This is a genomic window from Thalassospira povalilytica, assembly GCF_002844235.1.
Lineage (GTDB): Bacteria > Pseudomonadota > Alphaproteobacteria > Rhodospirillales > Thalassospiraceae > Thalassospira > Thalassospira povalilytica.
Window position 1 is genome coordinate 501,214 of record NZ_PGTS01000002.1, and the last position, 25,907, is coordinate 527,120.

The window sequence follows — 25,907 nt, forward strand, 5'->3', positions numbered from 1 at the left end:
TTCTCACTTGCTGATCAGGCCGGTATTTCTTCCTGTCGAGCAAGACGGATCATCCGTTGCAAAATGTCGGGTTCCTGTGCCCCCGACAAAGCATGACGGCTGTTAAACAGGAAACAGGGCACACCGGTCACACCCATTTGATGGGCCACACGATTTTCCTGTCCGACAAATTCCCGATCCATATCACCGGCAAGATATTCAAGAATTTCATTTCGGTCTTCGCCATGGCGAACCGCGATATCGGCTAAAAGTTCATGATCGCCAATGTCCTGGCCTTCCAGGAAATAGGCGACAAACAGATCTTCGACCAGCGCATTGCCAACAGCCGGGCGTTCCGCGCACATCTTGTAAATCAGGCGATGGGAATCTGTTGAATCGGGTGTGACCTTGATCTGGTCAAATTTGAAGTCAATGCCGACAGCTGCCCCGGCATCTTCGATTGCCTTATAGACCCGTGCAGCACTTTCTGATCCGCCGAACTTTGCCGACAAATACAGTTTGCGGTCGATGCCGCCACTGGGCATGTCCGGGTTCAGAAGGAAAGGGCGCCACGTGATCATCAACTGATCAAGCTTTTCGCGTGCCAGCGCCTTTTCCAGTCGTTTTTTACCGATGTAACACCATGGGCAAATCGTATCGACAATGGCCTCGATCCGGATCGGTGCCGTTGTTGTTTCACTTTGTCCGATTTGCCAGTTCATGATGCTATCCATTCAAAAACGATGTTCCCGCCGCAAGTGGCGCAATACCAAGGTGATCGGCAACCGTTTGTCCGATATCGGCAAACGTTTCCCGCAAACCGAATGGCCCCGGTGCGATCGCCGGACCAAAGGCCATGATCGGCACAAATTCGCGGGTATGATCATTCCCGCGCCACGTGGGGTCACATCCATGATCGGCGGTGATAATCACCAAATCACCGGGTTTGAGGGCTGCGCGCAATTCAGGAATTCGTTTATCGAACTCCTCAAGCGCGTTGGCATAGCCCGCAACATCGCGACGGTGACCGAATTCCATATCGAAGTCCACCAGGTTGGTGAACACAATGCTGTTATCAGGTGCGTCGGCTATTTCGGTCATCATGGCGTCAAACAGGGCCATATTGCCCGATGCCTTGACCTTCTTGGCAATACCGCGATGGGCATAGATATCGGCGATCTTGCCAACTGAAATGACTTTGCCACCGGCATCGCTGAACCGGTCAAGAAGGGTTGGTTTGTGCGGGGGAACCGCAAGATCACGGCGGTTTGCAGTCCGTTTGAAATCAGCCGGGCTTTCGCCGACAAACGGACGGGCAATCACGCGACCGATATTATACGGCTCGACCAGTTTGAAGGCGATTTCGCAAACTTCATAAAGTCGTTCAAGCCCAAAATGTTCTTCATGTGCGGCAATCTGAAACACACTATCGGCCGAGGTATAGCAAATCGGCTTTCCGGTCCTGATGTGTTCTTCGCCCAGTTCGGCAATGATCGTCGTACCAGATGCGTGACAATTGCCCAAAATCCCCGGCAGATTGGCCTGTTCAATCAGGGCATCGGTCAATTCCGCCGGGAAGGTCGGAACCGTCATCGGAAAATAACCCCAGTCAAAATCGACCGGCACACCTGCAATTTCCCAGTGACCGCTTGGCGTATCTTTGCCGCGCGACAGTTCCTTGGCATGGCCAAACGCACCAATCATCGCCCCGCCATGATCAAGTCCCGGCGGCACACGACCGGTTGCATCGCGTGCAGCTTCGCCAAGGCCAAGAGCAACCATGTTCGGGATATTGAGCGGACCGCTGCGCTGATCGTTATCAGCCAAGCCCTTGGCACAATGTTCGGCAATATGTCCGAGCGTATCAGATCCCTGATCCCCGAACTTCGATGCATCCGGTGCAGAACCGATACCGAAACTGTCCGCTACGATGATGATGGCACGTGCCATGGATATTTTCCTTCAAACCAGAAGCTGCGAAAACCTGTGTCGCAGATAGTCAGTCGTCTTAGTAATTGCCAGTCGCCGCGGGCGCATCCGACGGTTTCGACCCGCAGGTTTCAAGCAGGGCGGTCAAAACCCCGCTGGCACCAAAACGGAACGTTTCGGGTTTTGCCCATCCGTCCCCCATGATGTGGTCGGCGATTGCGATATACAGTGCGGCGTCATCGGTGGTCTTGACCCCGCCCGATGCCTTGAAACCGGCGTCAATGCCGTCTTCTTCTTTGGCATCCCGGATGGCCGTCAGCATTGCCACAGCCGCTTCTGGCGTGGCACCGACGGGAACCTTCCCGGTTGAGGTCTTGACGAAATTGGCCCCGTGCCGGATCGCAAGGCGGGCGGCATCATAGACCTTGGCAAGGTCGTCAAACTCGCCGCTTTCAAGAATGACCTTCATGGTGGTCATCGTGCCGCACGCCATCCGGGTCGCATCAACAACATCGGCGGCAATCGCGACATCCCCGCTAATAAAGGCCTTATAGGGGAAAACAAGATCGACTTCATCCGCACCCTTGGCAACGCAATCGGCTGTTTCATCGCCAACGCGCTGGGCATTGGTGCCACCTTCGGGGAAGTTCACAACAGTCGCCGTCTTGACCCCGGACTGTCCCAGCGCCCGCCAGGACGTTTCGATAAAGGGCGCATAGACACAAACCGCGGCGGTATTGCCCTCGGGTGTTTGGGCGCGCTTGCACAGGGCTTCGATGACCTCTGGCGTGTCATCATCATTCAGACTGGTCAGGTCAAGAACGGAAATGGCACGACGTGCAGTATCGGCGTCAGCTACTGCTTTTTTGCGGGCAGCGGCAATCACGTCGGAAGCAGTTTTCGGGTCGAACATCGGAATATCCTTGCAACGCGCATCGCGCGACTTGTCGGTTTTAGGTGTGCACACCAGACAATCTGGCATCGAATGGTGGCAAAAGTCGGTTCACTTAATGCATCTGGCATTAAAGATAAAGACGGATCGTCCAATCGCCAAGAAGGTATCCAACCTTACCCCGGCAATCAATCGATCCGTCCAAAACACAGTTTCAATCAAAACAGCAGAACTGCCTGACAACTGCCGTCCAAAATCCTATTTCGACAGCAGCAATTGTCCTTCGCGGCCGGGTAGTGGTTTTTCACCGGCGACCGAACACAAATAGCCCCCCGGCACGACAAGCCGGATACCAAGACGGGAATAAAGGATTCCGTCCGTGCGGCTTGAAAACGGCGTTTTCTGACCGGTTTCACAATCCAGCACATAACCCAGTTCCTGACCGGCCTTAACCTGTGCACCGGCTTCGACAGAAAAGACAACCATGCCACCATGAACCGCAGCAACACGATCAACACCGGAAAGCGGCGTCGCATCACATTTCGGTTCGGGCAGGGGGCCCGGATCCCCGGCAACAAGACCGCGGCGCTGCAGGAACTTGAACATGTTCAGGGCATCGGGGATAGCATATTCATCATAAACATCCCGGTCACCGCGCAATTCGATTGTTGTTGCCAGGGTCGCCATCGGGATCGGGAACTTGTCGCCATAGGCACGGCGTAGCTCGACCCACGGGCGGCTGAATGCTTCATCAAACGGGTTGTCACCGCTGATCTCGGCAATCAGGGAACATTCCGATCCGATCTGTGCGGAAAGGTCGGCGGCATCGGGCCAGTTATGGTCACTGATATAAAGATGCATCGGCGCTTCCCAGTCGCAATGCAAATCCAGGACATAGTCCGCATCGATCGCCAGTTCGGCAAGTGTAAGGCGCAAATCCTGCAAATCGGTCAGCGGACTTACATCTTTGCGGTGTTGCGCAATCAGTTTGCGAAGTTCGGCCCGGATCAGTTTGACGTTCGCGTCGGCATCCTGACCGAGTTTGCCGTCAACGGCGGCAATCAGCGCAGGGCTAAGATCCGGGTAATGGCGATTGAAATTCTGGCCGCTGCGCAGTTCAAACCGGCCAAGCGGCTTCATATCGACATATTGGGTAAGACCGATCGGGTTGGCAAACGGAACAACAACAATCTCACCGGTGATTTCACCCTTGGCATCGGCTTCTTTCAGCAATGCTTCAAGATGATGAAGGGTGATGACACCGGGCAACTCGTCTGCATGCAATGCTGCCTGAAAATAGGCTTTCGGACCGGCTCCGGCCTTGCCATAGCGGCGCACGGTAAGGGCGCGTGACGTGCCCATTTGCGGGCGAACGAGTTCAATGCGTTCTTCTTGCATTTTGGTTTCCTGAAAAATGGTGGCGTGGGGCAAAACAGCCCGGACGGAAACAGATCATCACCAAAGTTCTGGCATATGATTGTTACCGGCTTCCGGGCCGTTTGAGTATTCAAATTCAGTCAAGGTCAGGTAGGTAGCGCCTTGGTATTTGCTGAATGCTTGTCTTTTCGGCGTTCGTTCCGGCGCAGGTATCGCTCCATGCCCTTGAAGCCGAAAGTCAGCGTATAAACAATGATCAGATAAATCACGCCAGCCGAAATAAACGCCTCATAGGGAAGGGCGGTTCGCGCAACGATTTTACGCGCGGCACCGGTAAGCTCCATCATGGTCACGGTAGATGCCAGTGACGTCGCCTTAAGGGTAAAGATCACGTCATTGGTGTAAGCCGGCCAGATCATTTGCCACATCCGCGGGAAGATAATCCGGCGATAGGTGGTCCAGGGTGTCATTCCGCATGCACGCGCAGCTTCGAGTTCACCACTTGGGACGTTCTGAATGCCACCGCGCATGATTTCAGCAACATAGGCCGATGTATTGAGCACAAAGGTCAGCAGGCAGTACCAATAGGGATTGCGAAGATAGACCCAGCTCCAATGATCCTGGATGCCGTCAATGTTCGAAATCAGCTGTCCGACGCCATAATACATCATGAACAGCTGCCCGATCAGGGGCGTTCCGCGAAACACATAGATGAAGGCAAAAGGAACGGCCTGGACCCAGACTTTTTTGGACACGCGCGCCACCGCAAGCGGAATGGCCAAAATCGTTCCAAAGGTAACCGAGATTACCAGCAGCTCCATCGTCAGCAAAAAGCCACGCCAAAGCCAGGTATCATATTTGCCAAGAACGTAAATCAGATCTTCAAACATATCTTAGGCCCTCGCGATACCGCGGGCAGCCCGCTTTTCAAGATAGTTGAAGGCAATAAGCGAAACTGTTGTAAATGAAAGAAACATCAGCATCGCCACAAGATAGAATGTAAAGGGGGCCTTGTCCGTTCCAGCCCCGATGGCCGCCTTGCGCATGATTTCTTCGACACCAACAACCGAAATAAGGGCGGTGTCCTTGATCAGCACCTGGAACAGGTTGTTAAGCCCCGGAAGCGCAAAACGCCAAAGCTGCGGCAACTTGATGCGCATAAAGATTTGCCGTGGTGTCATGCCACATGCCGTGGCAGCCTCAATCTGGCCAACCGGAATGGATTGCATGGCAGCACGAAAAACTTCGGATGCGAATGCGCCCTGTACCAGTGCAAGGGCGGCGACACCGGACCAGAATGCCGGAATATCGACACGGGTTTCTTCGCCGGAAATCAGCTCGGCAATGTTCTGAACAGCAATCGTGCCGCCAAAATAGATCAATAAAATAACAAGAAGTTCAGGGATACCGCGAATAAGAACGGTGTAGCTTTCCCCGATAATGCGCAACGAGCGATAGCGTGAAAGTTTCGCCGATGCGCCCAGCAGACCAATAATGATCATGAATGGCAAAACGGTAAGGCAAAGCTGAACTGTAACCAGTCCCCCTTCAAGCATCTGCCAGCCGCGGCCGTATAAATCGAGCATGGTGTCTCCAGCTTTCCTTGATGTCGCAGGCGTTTCAATCCCCTAAAAAGAAACACCAGACAACAATAAGGGCGGGGCGGCACAGTAATGCCGCCCCGGAAAAATCAACAGATCAATTCGGGTGCAGATTGATCGTCGGGAAATACTTTTTGTTCAGCTCGGCATAGGAGCCGTTTTCAAGCATTTCAGCCAGTGCCTTGTTGAAGATCTCTTTGAGATCCTGGTCTTCCTTGCGGATACCGATACCAGCGCCATCGCCGAACCATTCGCTCGGTGCGAACTGGTTGGAAACAAAGCCGTAGCCTTTGCCTTCGTCGGATTTCAGCCAGTCTTCAAGCGTACCGGAGTCAGCCAGGGTGGCATCAACACGACCGGCAGTCAGGTCAAGAAGTGCTTCGTCCTGGGTGCCGTACATACGGATTTCGACAGACGGGAAGTTGTCTTCCAGGAAGTTTGCGTGGGTCGTCGAACGCTGTACGCCAACGACAAGACCGTCAAGTGCGTCTTCGACGACTTCACCATCTTTGTACGCTTCGATGCTCATGCCGTCTTTACCAACGAAAACAGCCGGAGTGTTGCTGTAATAGTCGGAGAAGTCGATAGAGCGTTTGCGCTCTTCGGTGATCGACATCTGAGCAATGATCGCGTCATATTTTTTCGCCAGAAGACCCGGGATCATGCCATCCCAGTCCTGGGCAACGATTTCGCATTCGATTTTTGCGGTTTCGCAAAGCTTGTTGGCGAAATCAACGTCAAAACCGATGAGTTTACCGTTCTCGTCAACCATGTTGAACGGAGGGTAGGCACCTTCGGTTGCAATCACAACCTTTTCCCACGCCGCATTTGCTGCAGATGCGCTCAGTGCAATACCAATAGCGGCAGCCGAAGCAACCTTGATCCAGTTTTTCATTCAAATTCTCCCTTGTAAATTGGAATGGCGCACAACCTCTTGCACCCATTCACGCGACCGCCCCCAACAGAGGCAGCCTGCCCATATCAGAAATCGCGTTGAAGGAATTGCTTCATACGTTCCGATTTGGGGTTCTCGAACACATCAGTCGGGTTTCCGAATTCTTCAACCCGGCCCTGATGCAAATACATCACATGGCTGGATACCCCTTTAGCGAAGCCCATTTCATGGGTCACCACCAGCATCGTGCGGCCTTCTTCGGCCAAATCTGTCATTACCTTAAGCACTTCCCCGACCAGTTCGGGATCAAGTGCGGAAGTCGGTTCGTCAAACAGCAGGACTTCAGGCTCGATCGCAAGGGCGCGGGCAATCGCCGCACGCTGTTGCTGACCACCTGAAACATGCCCCGGGTAATAATCGCGCCGCTCATACATGCCGACTTTCTGAAGCAGCGCGTCTGCGCGCTCGATCGCTTCCTTTTTCGGCACCCCCAAAACATGCACCGGTGCTTCGATAACATTTTCAAGAATGGTCAAATGGCTCCAGAGATTGAAGCTCTGAAACACCATTGCCAGTTTGGTACGGATGCGCTGAAGTTGTTTTTTGTCCGCGGCTTCCTGCGAACCGTCCTTCAATGTCTTCATGCGAATAAGTTCGCCATGGACATGGACTTTACCCGCATTCGGGGTTTCAAGCAGATTGATGCACCGCAGGAACGTACTTTTGCCCGAGCCAGAGGAACCGATAATCGAAATCACGTCCCCAGTATGCGCCGTCAGGTCAATTCCCTTGAGGACTTCGTGATCCCCAAAGCTTTTGATCATCCCTTCGACCTGCAGGGCGGGTATGTTTTTGCTCATAGCGAGTGAAAAGTTTCCCTGTTGAGAGTCTGAATTTTGTTCGTCTTAGCATCATCGAAACGATGCTCCCCCACAAGACACGCCATAAATGCGCCTCTCATCGCGACAATAATTGCCTATCGACGCTGCGTATTTCCACTGATTTTTTGCAGTTTTATGAATAAAGGCAATATTTCAAACGCTTAGCCATTCCAATTGGACAAACACCCGCAAACATCGTGCGCCGCACCCGCATTTCACGCAACAAAACACCACGTCCGATTTTGCCATTTGTGCACCTGCACCAGACTCTTGGGATATATCCCGACAAAATCCCAAGGAACGGCAACCGGATCACACAAAAAACGCCATCGTTCGGGATCATGAACAATGGCGTCAATTTGATACTCGTGCAGGGGACTTCTGTCCGGATCCTATTTGTTTTCCCGAACAGATTTCAGGAAGCCAAGGACCTCCTCGCGAAGCCGCTGGGCCAGTTCACGCATCTCGCGCGATGATGTCAGAAGGGAGTTGGCCTCTGTGCTGACCATATTGGACGCATCCGATACTGCTGAAACGTTTTGCGAAACTTCCTGTGTACCCGATGCCGCCCGCTGGACACTGTCGGCGATTTCACGGGTTGCGGCACCTTGCTGCTCAACAGCGGCTGCAATGGCATTGCAGAACTCGTTAATCCGTTCAATCGTCGTGGAAATTGACCCGATTTCTGTCACCGAGCGGTTAGACGATCCCTGAATGCCGTCAATCTGAGTTTGAATGTCACCCGTTGCCTTGTCTGTCTGGTTGGCCAGTGACTTGACCTCGCCGGCGACCACGGCAAAGCCTTTGCCCGCGTCACCAGCACGTGCGGCTTCGATTGTTGCGTTCAGAGCAAGAAGGTTGGTTTGTCCGGCAATGTCCTGAATAAGCCCGACGACCTGACCGATGCGTTCGGCGGCCTCGGCCAGTTCTGTTACGGTTGCCGTGGTATTGTTGATGCCATTCACGGCCTCGGTTGCAACATCAATCGATTGGGTCACCTGCGCGCCGATTTCACGAATGGCTGCTGACAGTTCCTCGGTGGCAGAGGCAACGGCCTGAACGTTTTCGGTCGTGATATTGGCCGCATTTGAAACCGCGGCAGCACGACTGGTGGATTCTTCGGCATTGGCTGAAAGCTGGGTCGCAACCGACTGGGTTCGTTCAGCCGCATCGGCAACCGTTTCAACGATCGAAAGCACGCTTTTTTCGAAATTGTCGGCCATCTGATCAAGTGCACGTTTGCGCTCCATTGCAGCCCGCTGTGTGGCCTGTTCGTTTTCATGTGCAAGGCGTTCGACCTCGGCCGCATTGTTTTTAAACACAAGGACCGCGGCTGCCATCGCCCCGATTTCATCTTTCAGCTCCGTTCCGGGTACATCAACATCCTTTTCCCCCTTGGCCAGGCGGGTCATGGCCGATGTCATGCTCAGCACCGGACGCGAAACCCAGGTGCGTACCAGAACCCCCATCAACCCCATGATCGCCAGCACGGCAATGATCGCCGTGATGATGGCGGTATAGCGAAACTCGGTCAGTGATGCATATGCCGCATCCCGATCAAGGGCAAAGCCAAGATACCAGTTCACAGAAGGCAACCCGTCGACCTTGAAGAAGGTAAACAATTGCGGACCACTTCCTTCAAGAACGCTTTGCATGCCTTCTTCGACGGTCGGGGTGTTTTCCGGGAAAACTTCGGCAATCGGTTTAAGCGTGAAATCTGCATTGGGGTGGATCAGGACGGTGCCCTGATCATTGACAAGGAACCCGTATCCGATCCCGCCCAGATCGATGCTGCGAACCAGTTCGCCAAGAATGGAGATGTTGATATCACCACCCACCACGCCAAGAAGTTTCGACCCGTCAAACACCGGGGTTGTTGCCGTTACAATAAGCTGCCCGGTAGAGGCATCGGTGTAGGGTTCGGTAAGGGTACTGTCACCGATGGCCACCGCATCACCATACCATGGGCGTTTGCGCGGATCGTAATCGGGCGGCAGCTCGTCTGGCGGGTTCATCGTCATTACGCCATCGGCGCTGCCGAAATAGGCATAAATAAACGACTCAGCAAGCGCCTGGCCGCTGGCGACTTCACGTACGGCTTCGGGCGAGCTGTCCCGTGCGATGTTGTTGGCAAGGCTTTCGACCAGAAGACGACGGCCATCAAGCCAGTTGGCAATCCCAGCCGTCGCAAGCGATCCGCTTTCGGTCAATTTTGACTGCAACGCGCTCTGGATCGACGTTCGCTGCTGGTAATCAAAATACAGGATAAAGGCAACAAACGTCGCAACAACAATCATCGCCGCTGCAAGCAAGATTCTACTGCCGATATTCAATGACACTGCGCCGCCCTCCGAGACACCATGGTTTCTAGAGACGTTGTAACGTCTTCATGCCATTACAAGCGTTTGTAGCGCGGTCTTTAAATTTAAATCAGAGTAACGTGTTTTAGTGGCGTCAAATGCACGCAATAGAACCATTCAACGAAAGTCGCATAAGTTCTGAGACCAACATCACTTTCCAAGTGCCTTGTTTTAGTTATTGATTATAGATCACATTGCCTTCAACCTTTGGTTTCCCCATATGTGGAACTGTCTTGGGGGCAACGTCACATAAGTACCGATAAACGGAGGAAATAGATGAAACGCGCATTAATTGCAGGGATGGCGGTCGCGTTTGCGTTTGGGAGCACTGCTGCTGTCGCGCAGGATCGCACCGGTTGGCCTGATAGCTTCACCGTTGGCACCGCTTCTCAGGGCGGCACATACTTTGCCTATGGTTCGGGCTGGGCAAACCTTGTCGCTGACGAACTCGGCATTTCCGGTGGTGGTGAAGTCACCGGTGGTCCGATGCAGAACATGGCACTGGTCCATACTGGTGAAGCCGCATTTGGCATGACCACGATGGGACCGGCTGCAGAATCGCTGGCCGGGACCAACCCGATTGCACCGGGCGTCCAGATGACCAACGCCTGCGCAATGTTCCCGATGTATCAGACGCCGTTCTCGATCACCGCATTGGCATCGTCGGGCATCGCATCGGTTGCCGACATTCCGGAAGGTGCAAAAATCGGTTTCGGCCCGGCGGGGTCGACGTCCGATACCTATTTCCCGCGGATGCTTGAAGAACTCGGCGTGAAATTCGAACGCCGTAACGGCGGCTGGTCTGATCTTGGTGGTCAGCTTCAGGATGGCCTGCTTGACGTTATCGCATTCGCCGCCGGCGTTCCGGTTCCGGCTGTCAGCCAGCTGGAAGTCCAGACCAAAGTGAACATCATCGAGTTCACCGAAGCAGAACAGAAACAGATCATGGATGCCTTCCCGGTATCCGAGTTCGACATCGCAGCTGATACCTACACCACTTTGACCGCACCGGCACGTTCGGTTTCGATGTGGAACTTTGCGATTGCCAACTGCGATCTTCCTGAAAGCTTCGTCTATGCCGCAACCGACGTTGTGATGTCGGACAACGCCCGCATGGTTTCGATCCACCGTGCGGCCCGTTCGACGGTTCCGGAAAACTGGAACAAGAACAAAGTCATGAAATGGCACCCGGGTGCAGCCAAATGGTTCAATGAACATGGCGCATCCATCCCGGCTGACATGATCCACTAAGTCAGCCCGATCTGATATCGCAAGGCGGGTCATCGCAATGGTGACCCGCCTTTGCTCAATCGCCGTAAAGAAGCTTGCCAAAAACAAATGACCAAAGAGTGCGGGGAAACCTTATGACCGAACCCAACAAACCTGATGACGACCATCTCATCGCCGATGGCGTTGACGAGGAACCGGTTGAACAAAACCGACGCCTTTTTGAAGGGCGCGGCCTTACTTTCATTACGATTGCTGCTGCGATTTATGCCGCGTTTCACATGCTGGCACTTAATGGCGTGTCGCTGTCGGGCATGACCGGTGGTTTGGTTAATCTTGCGTTTCTGCCTGATTTTCCGCTCGAAACCTGGAACTTCCGAATTGTTCACGTTGCCGGTGCGCTGGCACTTGGTTTCCTTTGGTATTCGGCCAACAAATTTGCGGATGCCCCGACCGGCCAGACGCCGCTTTTGGGTTATCTGTCCTATATTCTGCTGGTTCCGGCCTTTGTTGCCGTGGGAACCGCAATCAGTTTCGCCTTTGAAATCAACAATGGCGTGATGTGGAACGGCATTGACGCGCGCATCAAGTTCAATGAAACTTGGGTCTTTGGCGCACCGCTTATGGCTGCGACAGTCGGCGGTATCGTTTTGTCCTGGTTCCACAAAACCACCAGAAACCGTTATTCGCCGCCGGACTTTGTCCTTACGGTATGCGGGCTTGCAGTCGCCATCTATCTGATTACGATTTATGGCACCTTGATGCGCAACTCGACCGGAACGCCGTTTGCGCCAATCGGAATTTCGATTGCTGCGATTTCCGGAACATTGCTGATTATGGAATTGACCCGTCGTGTCGCCGGGCTTGCGCTTGTGATCATCGCAACGATCTTCCTCGTGTACGTCTTTGTCGGTGAATTCCTGCCGGGCTTCCTGCAATCACCGGCCATCACCTGGCAGCGCTTCTTCAGCCAGGTCTATACCGATGCCGGTATTCTCGGACCGACGACGGCCGTTTCTTCGACTTACATCATCCTGTTCATCATCTTCGCAGCCTTTCTTCAGGCATCCAAAGTTGGCGACTATTTTGTGAACTTTGCCTTTTCGGTCGCCGGACGGGCGCGGGGTGGCCCGGCCAAGGTCGCGATTTTTGCGTCCGGTTTGATGGGCATGATTAATGGCACATCGGCCGGTAACGTTGTGGCAACCGGTTCCTTGACCATCCCGTTGATGAAAAAGGTCGGCTATCACAAGAAAACCGCCGGTGCGATTGAGGCCGCAGCATCGACTGGTGGCCAGATCATGCCTCCCATCATGGGGGCGGGCGCCTTCATCATGGCCGAGATTACCGGCATTCCATATACCGACATTGCGATTGCCGCGGTTATTCCTGCGATCCTTTATTTTGTATCGATCTATTTCATGGTCGATTTCGAAGCCGCAAAACTCGGCATGCGCGGCATGAAGGAAGAAGAACTGCCGCGCTTCAACACGATGGTCAAACAGGTCTACCTGTTCCTGCCGATCATCATATTGATCATTGCGTTGTTCCTTGGATATTCGGTTATCCGTGCAGGTACGCTGGCGACGGTTGCGGCCGTCGTGGTCAGTTGGCTGACGCCAAACCGGGTCGGTGTTCGCGCCGTTGCCAAGGCCTTTGAGCTGGCCGGTGGCATGTCAATTCAGATCATTGCTGTTTGTGCCTGTGCCGGGATCATTGTTGGCGTTATCGCCTTGACCGGTGTTGGTGCGCGGTTCTCGAACCTGTTACTTGGTCTGGCAGAAGCATCCCAGCTTCTGGCACTGGTATTTGCCATGCTGATTGCCATTCTTCTTGGCATGGGCATGCCAACAACTGCTGCCTATGCCGTGGCGGCATCCGTTGTTGCGCCTGGCCTGATTGAGCTTGGAATTGAACCACTTACCGCTCATTTCTTCGTGTTCTACTTTGCTGTGGTTTCGGCAATCACGCCGCCAGTTGCGTTGGCATCTTATGCCGCGGCCGGGATTTCAGGAGCCAATCCGATGGAAACATCGGTTGCGTCATTCAAGATCGGCATCGCCGCCTTTATCGTGCCGTTCATGTTCTTCTATAACGCTGCAATCCTGATGGAGGGCACATACCTTCAGATCGGGCAGGCGCTGATTACGGCCGTTGTCGGTGTATTCCTGCTGTCTGCGGGTGTTCAGGGCTGGTTCCTTGGCCGCAACGCAGTCTGGTTCTTGCGTATTGCTCTGATTATTGCAGCGTTGTTCATGATTTCCGGCGGTCTTGTCACCGATCTTATCGGTGTCGGGATGGCTGCGGTGATCTGGTTTGTTCAGCGCGTGATCAAACCAAAAGCCGGCGCGACTTTCCGTACCGGAAGTGCGGACTAAGCACCGCCCAACATCATATTGAAACGACAAAAGCGCACCGGAAACGGTGCGCTTTTTCTTGTCTGAAATACAGGACTTGGGAAATCAGTCAGATACCTTTTTCACAAATTCGGATTTCAGTCCCATCTGACCAATCCCGGGGATTTTGCAATCAATATCGTGATCACCGTCGACCAGGCGAATGCCTTTGACCTTGGTGCCAACCTTGACAACGGCCGATGACCCTTTGACTTTCAGGTCCTTGATAACGCTTACCGTATCACCATCAGAAAGCGGCGTTCCGTTGGCATCCCTGACAGCTGTCTCGGATGAAGTATCGGCAGATGCAAACCATTCATGTGCACATTCCGGACAAATCAGGAGCTCGCCATCCTCATAGGCATAGGGCGATTGGCATTTGGGGCAGGGCGGTAACGCGCTCATTGGCGGACTTTCATTACGACGGTTTCAAAATCTTGCGAAAGGAGGCTACAGTTCGCAGAACAGTGACGACCGCGTCAAGATAAACAATATCCGTGCAGTCAGCATCCCATGGCTTAAAACCCCGAAATCCCGGCGAAATCGACAATTGTCATTTACCGGCGCGTATTTGGATATAAGTTGCCGCGGCAGTCGCAGGCGTCCGTATCCGCAAGGTACCCGCCTTATGGGCCAATGCAATTCCCACCCGCTGATACATGTCTGCGTTGCAGAATAGGAAGTGTGCGTTTGGTCAAAACACGGCCATAACGCACACAGCTGATGCAGATATGAGTGAATAAAATGGATTGGGTCCCAATAATCTTCGGCACATTCAAGATTGTCGCGCTATGCACCGCCATGTTCTTTTCCATCAAATGGCATTACGACCAGGGAGAAAAGGGCGAGACCCGCGCCCTGATACGCTCTGGCGCCAAGATGGTCGCTATTTTCGTGGTTGCATTGATCGCAGTCGGACTTGTCGCCATATTGCTGAGCCGGATGCTCGGCCTGGAATTAAATTACTGATCACGACAACCTAAATGCATCACACCGTATGGGATGCCTGCCATGCCGTCATTATGGTAAATGGCCCAGAAAGCAAACGGATGCCGGGCGGATAAAACAATGTCCGCGACCGCGCGAGGAAGATATGCACAAGCCAAGCTGAATGCTAAATCGGAAACCAGTTTTGGTTCACAATTCGCAATAATCAGCGGCAATTCACAACGTAATCAACGACTTGGGAAATGGCGGAGAGGGTGGGATTCGAACCCACGGTACCCGTAAAGGCACGACGGTTTTCAAGACCGTTGCATTCAACCACTCTGCCACCTCTCCGCAAAAATGGTTGGAGCATCTCGCTCTGGGCGCTTTCAATAAATTGGGTGCGCTGCCCTGTCAATAGGTCAATCCGATATTGCATCGAATGCTGACGAAATAATTTGTTTTCAGTAAGGTACCAGCAACCACAGGGCGAACAACCAGTCGGATTGAATTCACGTGTTCTATTTTCTGTCTAAAACAGTGGGCTATATCGTCAATATCGGGCTGGTCCATGGGCTTGTCTTGTTGGCGCTGACCGCATTGATTTTCCTGCGCCGAACGCGGCGCTTTGCTCTTGCCGGCCTGGTTGTCGTGACCGTTTTATCACTGTTGATTACGGTATTTCCGCTCGGTGCGTTTCTGTCCCGGACACTCGAAACGCGGTTCGAAAAGCCTGATCTGGACAAAACCGAATTTGCAGGCGTCATCACATTGTCAGGCAGTATCGATGCAAACGGCTTCCTTCAGCGTGGCGACGTGCAGTTTCTCAGTGCCCCGGACCGGGTCTTTACGATGCTGCGCGTTGCAAACAAATACCCCGATAAACCCGTAATATTCACCGGGGGCGATGGTGTTTTGAACGATCGGGGTTTCAGCGAGGCCAATGTTCTTCGCGACTGGCTTTACGATTCGAAACTTCTGACGCCGAACATGCATTTTGAGACCGAAGCACGCAACACATATGAGAATGCGCTAAACTCCCACAAGGTTGTGTACGGCAACTGGCCTGAACTGGCACAAAAACCTTGGCTTTTAATCACTTCGGCCGATCATATGCCGCGCGCGGTTGGTGTTTTTCGACAGGTTGGATGGACTGTAATTCCCTATCCGGTCGGCAGATTGACCTCAGACGACATCCATTTAGCAAGTCTTAACGTCTCAGGCGGTATCAAATCTCTAAGCCGTGGTTTGCGTGAATGGGTCGGTTTGACCGCTTATTACCTGACCGGGCGAACGAATGAGTGGTTCCCCGGCCCGGTGCCGGTCGCCCCTGACAACTAAAATCCTGGATGAGGCCTTTTGATGAAATTCTGGAAATTGCTGACTGCCGCCTCGGTGTTGACTGTTTTGGCTGCGCATTCACCTGCCTTCGCACAGACCGATGAAAAACTTCCAGAATTTACCACAGAGGGGTTTGATGAATGGCTTGTTGACTTCAAAAAAGAAGCAGCAGCCAAAGGCATTTCACAGCCGACACTCGATGTCGCCTTTGCCAATACCAAGCCGATCCCCAAAGTCATCGAATATGATCGCAGCCAGCCGGAATTCAAACTGACGTTTGAACAATATATCCAGCGTGTGGTGCCGCAGTCCCGTATTGATGAAGGACGCCGGAAATACGCCGAAAACCGCGCCGTGATTGATGCCGCGGCAAAGAAATATGGTGTACCCGGTCAGTATCTTACGGCTTTTTGGGGAATCGAGACCGGATTTGGCCGCCATACTGGCGGGTATTCCGTGGTTGATTCACTTGCGACCCTTGCCTTTGAGGGCCGTCGGGCGGAATATTTCCGCAAGGAATTGATGAATGCCCTGACCATTATTGATGCCGGGCATATCGCACCTGAAAACATGTCAGGATCCTGGGCCGGTGCAATGGGGCAGGCGCAATTCATGCCTTCCACATTCCTGAACTATGCACGTGATGGAAATGGCGACGGCAAGATTGATTTGTGGGGGGCAAAGGAAGATGTCTTTGCGTCGGCTGCAAACTATCTTTCGACCGTTGGCTGGAAGGGTGACGAGCGTTGGGGACGCAAGGTCAGCATCCCGAAAGATTTTGACAAGTCACTGGTTGGCCGCGACATTCGCAAACCAATCGCCGAATGGCAGAAAGCCGGTGTACGCATGCCTAATGGTGCGGATCTGCCAAAGGCTGACATGGATGCATCAATTGTTACCGTAAATGACGGTGAAGGTCCGGCATATATGGTTTATAACAATTTCCACACCATCATGCATTGGAACCGTTCGACCTATTTCGCGATTGCTGTCGGTACGTTGGCAGACGCGATTGCAGGGCAGTAACCATTGAATGTCCAGGTGACGGGCAAGTCCCGTCACCGACAGATACAGAGCATCTTTAAGCGGGGACACCTTGATGCCATCACCAAGAAAAAGTGCATTCGCACGCCTGCGGACAAATGGCCGCCTCGGACTGTCCGTGGTTGCACTTGGTATGTTACTGGCAGGTTGTGCCGAAACCCAGTTGGCCGTTCACGGTGTCAAACGTCTGGGTGGCGGACAAACACAACCGGTTCAGGTCGGAAGCTACAAGATCGGCAATCCCTATGAAATTGCTGGTCAGTGGTATTACCCCGCCGTTGATTACGAATATAGCGAAACCGGTATCGCATCCTGGTACGGCCCCAAATTCCACGGCAAACGGACAGCCAATGGAGAAGTTTTTGATCAGTACGAAATATCGGCGGCCCACCGTACCTTGCCACTGCCAAGCATTGTTCGTGTAACCAACCTTGAAAACGGCAAATCGCTTAAGGTTCGCATCAATGACCGCGGGCCGTTTGCACATGGCCGCATCATTGATATGTCGCGCCGCGCGGCCCAGTTACTCGGTTTCGAGAAAAAGGGCACGGCCAAGGTGATGGTCGAGGTGATCGAAAGCGAAAGTCGGCAGATCGCCGCAATCGCGCAGGGCAAAGCAGCACCGGCGGTCACCGTTGCCGAACAGAATACCGTATCGGCCGCACCGCGTGATGTTGTCGAAACCGTACGTCTTGATGATGGTCCGATTACCGACAGCGGACAGCCTACAACGTCCCGAATCAAACTGACGCCGCCATCGTCCGAACCAAGCGTATCGTCGTCCCCGCTGGAAGGAACGGTTGAAGAGGCCGCAGTTGTCAATGTTGCACCTGTTGCCAATTCGTCAATCTATGTTCAGGCTGGTGCATTTTCAGTTTATGACAATGCCTTGAACCTTCGGAACCGTCTTTATGATCTTGCACCAAGCAAGATTGAACCGATTGAAGTCAAAGGCACGACCTTTTACCGGGTACGTCTTGGACCGTTAAACACGGTGCCCGAAGCTGACATTTTACTCGAACGGGTGATTGCAACCGGCCAGAACGGCGCCAAAGTGGTCGTTGAATGCGCTGACGGTGGGGCAGCCAAGTCGGGATGTTGATTGCAGAAATCCGCTGTGCCACCGCTTTGATTGCTGTCATGCGCACGGTTTTCTGATGAAGTCTTTTGTTTTATGAGCATACCGGCTTGCTGTTGCACAATTTTGCCGGATTTGCGACATAAGCAACAGAATGAACACGCCGAAAGACCGGCGGGAACAGATTTTATTATACAGGGTTAGGACGCTATGACTTTGATGCCGCCAATTCCGTTCAAAAACAGTCTGAACCGGGTAGTGGCCGGGGCCGCAATATTGGGGTCCGTCATGGCAATGTCGATGACCAGCGCACAGGCGATCGAGACCAGCGCGCGTGAAGCCTATATTATGGATTTCGACACCGGTGCTGTCCTTCTGAACAAGGAAGGGGACACGCTGACCGAACCGGCATCCATGACCAAGATGATGACTGTCCATATGCTGTTCAAGCATATCAAGGACGGCAGCGTATCGATGGATGACACCTTCCATGTCAGTGAAAAGGCATGGCGCAAGGGCGGATCCAAAATGTTCGTCGAGGTCAATTCCGACGTTTCTGTTTCCGACCTTCTGCACGGAATTATCGTTCAATCCGGCAATGATGCCGCGATTGTGGTAGCCGAAGGTCTGGCCGGCACCGAAGAAGCCTTTGCCGAGGAAATGACCCAGGAAGCACGCAATATCGGCATGACCAAATCGGTGTTCAAGAATGCCACCGGTTGGCCTGCCGAAGGGCATCTTGTCACTGTACATGATCTTGCGATCCTGGCCCGCGATACCATTCGCAATTTCCCTGATCTTTATGAACTCTATTCCGTCAAGGAATTCACCTATAACGGCATCCGTCAGCCCAACCGCAACCCGCTTTTGGGGACCAGCGCAGGTGTCGACGGCCTTAAAACCGGGCATACGGAGTCTGCCGGTTATGGCCTTACCGCGTCGGCCGAACGTGATGGCCGTCGCTTGATCATTGTTGTCAATGGCCTGAACTCGGTCCGGGAACGCCGTACGGAATCACAGAAACTTCTCGATTGGGGTTTCCGCGAATTCGACAATTACGACCTGTTTTCCAAGGATGAAACGGTCAGTTCCGCCAATGTCTGGCTTGGCGCCGAAACAAAGGTTGATCTGGTCGCAGATCAGGACATTCTCCTGACACTCCCGCGCAGCGCCAGCCGTGATATGAAAGTGTCTGTCGTCTATGACGGTCCGATTCCGGCCCCGATTGCCAAAGGCGATCAGATCGCGACCCTGAAGGTTGAAGTTCCTGATCAGGAAGCCAAAGAATTCCCGCTTTATGCGGCCCATGATGTCGAGCGCCTCGGCTTTGTCGGCCGTATCGGTGCCGCCATCAAATATCTTCTGTGGGGGGCAAACGGGTGAGTGTGAAGCCCGGCTTGTTCATCAGCTTTGAAGGCGGGGAAGGCAGCGGAAAATCGACACAGATCAGATGCCTTGAGAAATGGTTCCGCAACCAGGGCCGTGATGTCGTTGTCACCCGCGAACCAGGCGGCTCGCCTGGCGCAGAGGAAATCCGAACGCTTCTGTTGACGGGCGATCCGGGGCGCTGGGATGCGGTCACCGAAGCACTTTTGATGTTTGCATCGCGCCGGGACCATGTCGAACGCACGATCCGTCCGGCCCTTGCCGAAGGCAAGGTTGTGCTTTGCGACCGCTTTGCCGACTCATCCGTTGCCTATCAGGGATATGGCCACGGGCTCGGGGCTGATTACATCAGAAATCTTTGGCAACTTGCCATCGATGGTTTCAAACCCGATATCACCCTGATTTTTGATCTTCCAATCGAAATAGGACTTGAACGCGCTGGTGCACGTTTTGCCAATGTCAGCGCCGCCGAAGACCGGTTTGAACGGATGGGGCTGGAATTTCATCAGCGTCTGCGTGACGGTTTCCGTGAAATCGCGGCCGCAGAACCGGAACGTTGCTGCGTTGTTGATGCCCTGGGTGATATTGATGACGTGACCGCACGTGTCATTGAAACGGTCAAGAACCGAATTGTCGGGCAGGGGGCATAAGCCGGATGGCCCGTAACGACGACCTTCAAGAAGACAACAATCCGTTTGAACCGCGCCGTAATGAGGCGCTTCTTGGCCACGAAGAGGCCGAGAAAACAATTCTTGATGCCTGGAACAGCAAACGGATGCATCACGCGTGGCTATTGTGTGGTCCGCGTGGCGTCGGCAAGGCAACGCTGGCCTATCGCATGGCGCGCTTTATCCTGTCTGGTGGCGGGACCGGCGGGGCAGGCCTGTTTGGTGATCAGCCGGATGGACTTTACGTTGATCCCGAAGATCCGGTCGCCCGACGGATTGCGGGTGGCGGACATGGTGACCTTAAGGTCATCGAGCGCCAGTATGACGAGAAGAAAAAACGGCTTCAGGGCGAAATTACCGTTGCCAATGTGCGTACTGTTGGCAATTTCATGTCCAAAACCTCGGCCGAGGGTGGCTGGCGGATCGTGATCGTCGATGCGGCTGACGAGTTGAACCGTAACGCAGCAAACGCCATTCTGAAGGTTCTCGAAGAACCGCCGGCAAATGCGATGATGATCCTTATTGCCCATCATCCGGGCCGTTTGCTGCCAACCATCCGTTCACGTTGCCGTCGATTGAACCTTGGCGCGCTTGAGGACCATCAGGTTGTCGATCTTTTGGGACGCTATTGTCCTGAAATGGATCTTGGCGATCGTGATGCGCTTTCGGGTCTGGCCGAAGGCAGCATTGGCCGCGCCCTTCAACTGCATGAAGTCGGCGGGCTTGAGCTATATACCGAGATGGTCAATCTGATCGCATCTTTGCCAAATGCCGATGTTGCGGCCCAGCACAAATTTGCCGAACGCTTTTCCCCGGCAGACAAGGACGCGGCCTTTGCCACCGTGACCGAACTTCTGCATTGGTGGCTGGCCCGAATGATCCGGTTTGCCGCAACCGGACAGCCGCCACGCGAAGTGGTCGAAGGCGAATTGCCAGCCATGCAACGCATGGCCGCTGCGCAACCGCTTGATCAATGGCTGGAGGTATGGGAAAAGATCAACGAATTGATGGGCGCGACCCGCGGTTTGCATCTTGATCGCAAGCAGGCCTTGCTGAATGCATTCTTCATGCTTGAAGAAACCATGCGAACCTGACATCACTGCCCTGTAACCGAAATTTTGACCATCACGGCCCATTTCGGGCCGTTTTGTTTCACGACTTGCGCGAAGGATTTGCGACCATGACCGGGCACAAACAGCCCTATTACATCACGACCCCGATCTATTACGTCAATGACAAGCCCCATATTGGCCATGCCTATACGACGCTTGCCTGTGACGTTCTGGCACGCTTCAAGCGCCTGGACGGGTATGACGTGATGTTCCTGACGGGCACGGACGAACATGGTCAGAAAGTCGACAAGTCGGCCGCGGCCAAGGGTATTGACCCGCAAACCTTTACCGACCAGGTATCGCAGAACTTCCGCGATCTGGCCGTGCATATGAACTATTCGAATGATGATTTCATTCGGACGACCGAAGAACGCCACAAAAAGGCCTGTCAGGCGCTTTGGAATACGTTGCTTGAAAAGGGCGAGATTTATCTTGGCTCCTATGATGGCTGGTATTCGGTTCGCGACGAGGCGTTTTATGCTGAAAAAGAACTGATCACCAAGGATGGCGAGAAACTGGCACCGACCGGGGCCCCGGTCGAATGGGTGTCTGAACCCAGCTATTTCTTCAAGCTGTCGGCATGGGGGGATCGTCTGCTTGAGTTCTATGAACAGAACCCGGATTTCATCGCGCCGCAGTCACGCCGCAACGAAGTCATCAGCTTTGTCAAAGGCGGCATGCACGACCTTTCGGTATCGCGCACCAGCTTCAAATGGGGCGTGCCGGTTCCGGGTGACGAAGACCATGTCATGTATGTGTGGCTTGACGCGCTGACCAACTATCTGACGGCGATCGGTTATCCCGATGCAGACCCGGCCAAACTTGAAAAATACTGGCCGGCGGACCTCCACATGGTTGGCAAGGATATTCTGCGCTTCCATGCCGTTTACTGGCCGGCCTTCCTGCTTGCCGCTGGTATCACGCCGCCCAAGCGCGTCTTTGCCCATGGCTGGTGGACCAATGAAGGCCAGAAGATTTCCAAATCGATCGGCAATGTCATTGATCCCTATGACCTTACCGAAAAATATGGTTTGGATCAGACTCGCTATTTCCTGATGCGCGAAGTTCCGTTCGGCAATGATGGTGACTTTGCCCATCGCGCCATGGTCAATCGCATGAACAGCGAATTGGCAAACGATCTTGGCAATATGTGCCAGCGCGTTCTGTCGATGATCCACAAAAACTGCAACGCCGCGATCCCGACACCGGGCGCGCTCACCAATGCGGATAATGAAATCCTCGGCAAAGCACACGGGATGCTGGACACCGTTCGGCCGCTGTTTGATGAGCAGGCATTCAACAAGGGCCTTGAAGCAATCTGGAGCCTTGTGGGCGATGCCAACCGTTATGTCGATGAAATGGCGCCCTGGGGCCTGAAAAAGACCGATCCGGCACGTATGGAAACGGTTCTTTATGTTCTGGCCGAAGTCATTCGCCATGTTGGCATTCTGGTTCAGCCGATCATGCCGGATTCCGCATCGAAAATTCTCGATTTGCTGGTGCTGGCCGATGCTCAGCGCGGGTTCGAGAATCTTGGCCCGCATCATGCCCTTGTACCGGGAACGGAAATCCCGAAACCGGCTGGAGTATTCCCGCGCTATGTAGAAGAAGACGAAGGAGAGAAGGCATGAATGTCTCCCTGGTCGACAGCCACTGCCATCTGGATTATCCGCAGTTTTCCGAAGATTTTTCGGGCACCATCGCGCGCGCGAAAAATGCCGGCGTTGGCATGATGGTCAGCATCGGCGTGAAACTGACGACCTTTGATCAGGTTCGCGCCATTGCCGAAAAATCCGATCATATCTATTGCACGATTGGCGTGCATCCGCACGAAGCAGGCGAGGAGGGGCTTTCAAGCCCCGAACCGTTGCTGGCCAAGGCATCCGATCCCAAAATTATTGGCATCGGCGAAAGTGGCCTTGACTATTTTTACGACAATGCACCGCGCGAAGCCCAGCAACAAAGCTTTCGCGCCCACATTGCCGCATGCCGTGAAACCGGTTTGCCTTTGATCGTTCACACCCGTGATGCGGATGATGACACGATGGATATTCTCGAAGAAGAATATGAAAAAGGGCCCTTTACCGGGGTGATCCATTGCTTTTCAAGTTCGGCAACACTGGCGCAGCGGGCCTTGAAAATCGGGTTTTATATCTCTTGCTCGGGCATTATTACCTTTAATTCCGCCAAGGAAATCCGTGCGGCTCTTGAAGATGTGCCATTGGACCGGTTGCTTGTGGAAACAGACGCGCCGTATCTGGCACCTGTGCCCAAACGCGGCAAACCGAACGAGCCAAGCTATGTCGCCCACACAGCGGCAAAGCTCGCCGAAATCAAGGGTGTAAGCCTCGAAGAAATCACCCGGATCACCACCGACAACTTCTTTAAGCTCTTCACCAAGGCCGATCGCAAAAATCTTCTTCTGCCAGGAGAAGCGGCACAGTGACCAAAATAACCATTCTTGGCTGCGGATCATCAAATGGCGTGCCATCCGTTGGCCTTGGATGGGGAAAGTGCGACCCGAACAATCCGAAAAACCGCCGTTTACGCAGTTCTATCCTGATCGAAGAAGCCGGGAAAAAGATCCTTGTCGATGTCACCCCGGACTTCCGTGAACAGGCGATCCGCCATAACATTGACCATCTTGACGCGATCCTGTTCACGCATTCACATGCCGATCACGTGCACGGGATTGATGATGTTCGCTGGCTCAATGTGGCGATGAACCGGCCGATAGATATCTATGCCTCGGCCGAGACGATCTCTGATATCGACCATCGCTTCAATTATGTCTTTACGCCGTTGCCTGACGGGGTTGAGTTCTATTTCAAACCGGTCCTGATACCGCACGTCATCACAGGGCCGTTGGTCGCAGCAGGGGTCCCGATAACCGTTTTCTCGCAGGATCACGGCTATGGCGAAACCCTTGGCTTCAAGATCGGGAAATTTGCCTATTCGACGGATGTCGTGAATTTCCCCGAGCAATCCAAACAGCATCTTTATGATCTTGATGTGTGGGTCGTCGATTGTTTGCGCCACCGACCACACAACACGCATGCGCACCTTGAAAAGCTGCTGGGCTGGGTTGAAGAATTCAAACCCAAAAAGGTCTACATGACCCATATGGGTATTCAGTTCGATTACGCACAGGCGATGGCCGACACACCGAACCATGTTGAACCGGCTTATGACGGCTTATCCATTACAGTAAATGAGAAATATTAGTGCTGATAGTGGAGCATGGGAATGTATGGAATTACAATTACATAATTTCAATACGGAAAAAGTTAAGTTAACATATCGATTTTTTTATCGAATACCACGCATCATATCAATGAGACTAAATGTGAAAAAGTCCCCACAAGAGCATAATTACTTTCACATATATAGCAGGCGCAGGCTTGCTATTCGTGACATCATGATATTATCTGATGGTGTATTGTTTTTGCTATCAGCTTTAACATCATATTACTTACGGTTTGGGGAAATCGGAAGTTCATTTTCGATGTATTCATATATTATTCCAATATGGATGCTATATTTTTTGTTTATGCTATCTTCACGGGCGTACACTAGATTAGATTTGAGTATTCTTCGGTTTGGCATTGTGCGACTAACCGCAGCTACAATATTTTCGTTCTCAGTATTTTTTTCTGTAGCTTATTTCACCAAATCATCGGCTGAAATCTCTCGATTATGGATGGGATACAACATTGCGATTTGTTTAACCCTGCTAACAACATATCGATTTATTTTTGGTTATGCCCTTTATAGAACGGGATTATTGGACAAGATAAAGCCTGCATTTGCAGTAGTTTACAGCAAGTCCTATTCTAATTTCTTAAAATTTGTCGATTCACAAGCAATTTCCCATCGAATTAATATTGTTAAAAAAATTGAAACTCCATTTGATCGAAAACACCCGACTGAACTGCGAAAGTTTGAGGAACAAATATATCAGTTAAGGCGGTCAGTTCCTGATGTCTTGATATTTGCGCTTTCAGATCAGGACAGAGAGCAATTTTCTGATCACATTGTAACGCTGTCGGCCATGCCTTCGGAGATATTGGAGTTTTCAACTCTATCCGCAGATGCATCTAACTTGGACTTCTGCAGCACGAACAGCAACTCCAATAAGTTTCGGGAATGGGTGATAGTTGCCGGGCTACCATTTGTTCGCATTGCAGTGAAACCTCTTTCGGCCAGAGCTTGGTGGATAAAACGCTTAGAAGATATTGTTTTAGGCACAATCCTGTTGATTTTGTTGTCGCCCGTAATGATGGTTATAGCGCTGTGCATTAAAGCAACAAGCCCTGGACCTGTTTTATTCCGGCAACTACGGCACGGGTTTAACGGCGACGAAATCCAAATTCTCAAATTCCGCTCAATGTATGCGCGCAGTTGTGACACAGACGTATCTGGGCAAATTGTGCAGGCACGGAGAAATGATCCTCGCGTCACAAAATTTGGGTCTTTCATCAGACGAACAAGCCTCGACGAATTGCCTCAGCTGATAAATGTCCTCAAAGGAGAGATGTCTCTCGTCGGCCCTAGGCCACACGCGACAGCCCAATATGAACTCTACCAGGGAAAAGTTGACACCTATTTTTCAAGGCACCGGGTACGCCCCGGCATCACTGGATGGGCGCAAGTAAATGGATGGAGAGGTGAAACTGATACCGACGAAAAAATCCAGCAGCGGATTGCATGCGATCTGTATTATATTCGCCACTGGTCAATTTGGTTCGATTTGCGCATTCTGTTTTTGACTATGTTGTCAGTTCTCTCAAACAAGAACGCCTTTTGATTTTTTC

General features: G+C 52.8%; 23 protein-coding genes and 1 tRNA gene. 13 read left to right on the plus strand and 11 right to left on the minus strand.

Annotated elements, in window-relative coordinates:
* Positions 1 to 14: 14 nt before the first annotated feature.
* The 9 genes from CU041_RS06600 to CU041_RS06640 all read right to left on the minus strand — a co-directional run bounded on the left by CU041_RS06600 (position 15) and on the right by CU041_RS06640 (position 9,893).
* On the minus strand, positions 15 to 713 hold the full coding sequence (locus tag CU041_RS06600; protein ID WP_228195470.1) for a DsbA family oxidoreductase: 699 nt from the start codon (positions 711 to 713) through the stop codon (positions 15 to 17).
* Positions 706 to 1,929 carry a phosphopentomutase gene (locus CU041_RS06605; protein WP_101246207.1) on the minus strand — a complete coding sequence of 408 codons (1,224 nt, stop codon included), beginning with the start codon at positions 1,927 to 1,929 and terminating at the stop codon, positions 706 to 708. The genes CU041_RS06600 and CU041_RS06605 overlap by 8 nt, the downstream gene beginning before the upstream one ends.
* A 58-nt stretch (positions 1,930 to 1,987) precedes the next feature.
* A complete protein-coding gene (deoC, locus tag CU041_RS06610) occupies positions 1,988 to 2,821 on the minus strand; it encodes a deoxyribose-phosphate aldolase (protein ID WP_101246453.1) in 834 nt (277 codons plus the stop codon).
* Between the two features lie 237 nt (positions 2,822 to 3,058).
* Positions 3,059 to 4,198, minus strand: a complete 1,140-nt coding sequence (locus CU041_RS06615; protein WP_101246454.1) for a succinylglutamate desuccinylase/aspartoacylase family protein — start codon at positions 4,196 to 4,198, stop codon at positions 3,059 to 3,061.
* A gap of 125 nt (positions 4,199 to 4,323) precedes the next feature.
* Positions 4,324 to 5,067, minus strand: coding sequence for an ABC transporter permease (locus CU041_RS06620; RefSeq protein WP_101246208.1), 744 nt, complete (start codon positions 5,065 to 5,067; stop codon positions 4,324 to 4,326).
* A gap of 3 nt (positions 5,068 to 5,070) precedes the next feature.
* Entirely contained in the window at positions 5,071 to 5,763 is a 693-nt protein-coding gene (locus CU041_RS06625) for an ABC transporter permease (RefSeq protein ID WP_068519073.1), read from the minus strand.
* A gap of 112 nt (positions 5,764 to 5,875) precedes the next feature.
* On the minus strand, positions 5,876 to 6,673 hold the full coding sequence (locus CU041_RS06630; RefSeq protein WP_068519072.1) for a lysine/arginine/ornithine ABC transporter substrate-binding protein: 798 nt from the start codon (positions 6,671 to 6,673) through the stop codon (positions 5,876 to 5,878).
* An 86-nt stretch (positions 6,674 to 6,759) separates the two neighbouring features.
* The gene (locus CU041_RS06635; RefSeq protein WP_068519071.1) at positions 6,760 to 7,533 is read right to left on the minus strand and encodes an ABC transporter ATP-binding protein; all 774 of its coding nucleotides are present in this window, start codon (positions 7,531 to 7,533) and stop codon (positions 6,760 to 6,762) included.
* Between the two features lie 413 nt (positions 7,534 to 7,946).
* Positions 7,947 to 9,893, minus strand: coding sequence for a methyl-accepting chemotaxis protein (locus CU041_RS06640; protein WP_101246209.1), 1,947 nt, complete (start codon positions 9,891 to 9,893; stop codon positions 7,947 to 7,949).
* Positions 9,894 to 10,190: 297 nt separating this feature from the next.
* On the opposite strand from CU041_RS06640, the gene CU041_RS06645 reads away from it, so the two are divergent.
* Both CU041_RS06645 and CU041_RS06650 read left to right on the plus strand, forming a co-directional pair.
* Positions 10,191 to 11,165, plus strand: coding sequence for a TAXI family TRAP transporter solute-binding subunit (locus CU041_RS06645; protein ID WP_101246210.1), 975 nt, complete (start codon positions 10,191 to 10,193; stop codon positions 11,163 to 11,165).
* Positions 11,166 to 11,278: 113 nt separating this feature from the next.
* Positions 11,279 to 13,519 carry a TRAP transporter permease gene (locus CU041_RS06650; protein WP_101246211.1) on the plus strand — a complete coding sequence of 747 codons (2,241 nt, stop codon included), beginning with the start codon at positions 11,279 to 11,281 and terminating at the stop codon, positions 13,517 to 13,519.
* An 84-nt stretch (positions 13,520 to 13,603) separates the two neighbouring features.
* Here the strand turns inward: CU041_RS06650 and CU041_RS06655 are convergent, their stop codons facing one another.
* Positions 13,604 to 13,942, minus strand: coding sequence for a zinc ribbon domain-containing protein YjdM (locus CU041_RS06655; RefSeq protein WP_101246212.1), 339 nt, complete (start codon positions 13,940 to 13,942; stop codon positions 13,604 to 13,606).
* 339 nt (positions 13,943 to 14,281) lie between these two features.
* Here CU041_RS06655 and CU041_RS06660 point away from each other — a divergent pair, with 339 nt between their 5' ends.
* Positions 14,282 to 14,506, plus strand: a complete 225-nt coding sequence (locus tag CU041_RS06660) for a hypothetical protein (RefSeq protein WP_101246213.1) — start codon at positions 14,282 to 14,284, stop codon at positions 14,504 to 14,506.
* A gap of 222 nt (positions 14,507 to 14,728) precedes the next feature.
* On the opposite strand, the gene CU041_RS06665 is transcribed toward CU041_RS06660, so the two are convergent.
* Positions 14,729 to 14,818, minus strand: a tRNA-Ser gene (locus CU041_RS06665).
* Between the two features lie 162 nt (positions 14,819 to 14,980).
* On the opposite strand from CU041_RS06665, the gene CU041_RS06670 reads away from it, so the two are divergent.
* From CU041_RS06670 to CU041_RS06715, 10 genes are all read left to right on the plus strand, one after another.
* Positions 14,981 to 15,805 carry a YdcF family protein gene (locus CU041_RS06670; RefSeq protein WP_170310155.1) on the plus strand — a complete coding sequence of 275 codons (825 nt, stop codon included), beginning with the start codon at positions 14,981 to 14,983 and terminating at the stop codon, positions 15,803 to 15,805.
* 21 nt (positions 15,806 to 15,826) lie between these two features.
* Positions 15,827 to 16,831 (plus strand): lytic murein transglycosylase, encoded by a 1,005-nt coding sequence (locus tag CU041_RS06675; RefSeq protein WP_068519064.1) that lies wholly within the window; start codon positions 15,827 to 15,829, stop codon positions 16,829 to 16,831.
* 73 nt (positions 16,832 to 16,904) lie between these two features.
* Entirely contained in the window at positions 16,905 to 17,951 is a 1,047-nt protein-coding gene (locus CU041_RS06680; protein WP_101246215.1) for a septal ring lytic transglycosylase RlpA family protein, read from the plus strand.
* Positions 17,952 to 18,215: 264 nt separating this feature from the next.
* The gene (locus CU041_RS06685; RefSeq protein WP_233433029.1) at positions 18,216 to 19,310 is read left to right on the plus strand and encodes a D-alanyl-D-alanine carboxypeptidase family protein; all 1,095 of its coding nucleotides are present in this window, start codon (positions 18,216 to 18,218) and stop codon (positions 19,308 to 19,310) included.
* Complete coding sequence (gene tmk / locus CU041_RS06690) at positions 19,307 to 19,963, plus strand: dTMP kinase (protein ID WP_101246217.1); 657 nt, start codon at positions 19,307 to 19,309, stop codon at positions 19,961 to 19,963. The genes CU041_RS06685 and tmk overlap by 4 nt, the downstream gene beginning before the upstream one ends.
* A gap of 5 nt (positions 19,964 to 19,968) precedes the next feature.
* Positions 19,969 to 21,075, plus strand: a complete 1,107-nt coding sequence (locus CU041_RS06695) for a DNA polymerase III subunit delta' (RefSeq protein ID WP_101246218.1) — start codon at positions 19,969 to 19,971, stop codon at positions 21,073 to 21,075.
* 86 nt (positions 21,076 to 21,161) lie between these two features.
* Positions 21,162 to 22,724, plus strand: a complete 1,563-nt coding sequence (gene metG / locus CU041_RS06700; protein ID WP_101246455.1) for a methionine--tRNA ligase — start codon at positions 21,162 to 21,164, stop codon at positions 22,722 to 22,724.
* On the plus strand, positions 22,721 to 23,539 hold the full coding sequence (locus CU041_RS06705; RefSeq protein WP_101246219.1) for a TatD family hydrolase: 819 nt from the start codon (positions 22,721 to 22,723) through the stop codon (positions 23,537 to 23,539). Before metG ends, CU041_RS06705 begins: the two co-directional genes overlap by 4 nt.
* Complete coding sequence (locus tag CU041_RS06710) at positions 23,536 to 24,318, plus strand: MBL fold metallo-hydrolase (protein ID WP_101246220.1); 783 nt, start codon at positions 23,536 to 23,538, stop codon at positions 24,316 to 24,318. The genes CU041_RS06705 and CU041_RS06710 overlap by 4 nt, the downstream gene beginning before the upstream one ends.
* A 193-nt stretch (positions 24,319 to 24,511) precedes the next feature.
* Positions 24,512 to 25,900, plus strand: a complete 1,389-nt coding sequence (locus CU041_RS06715) for an exopolysaccharide biosynthesis polyprenyl glycosylphosphotransferase (RefSeq protein WP_233433049.1) — start codon at positions 24,512 to 24,514, stop codon at positions 25,898 to 25,900.
* Positions 25,901 to 25,907 lie beyond the last annotated feature (7 nt).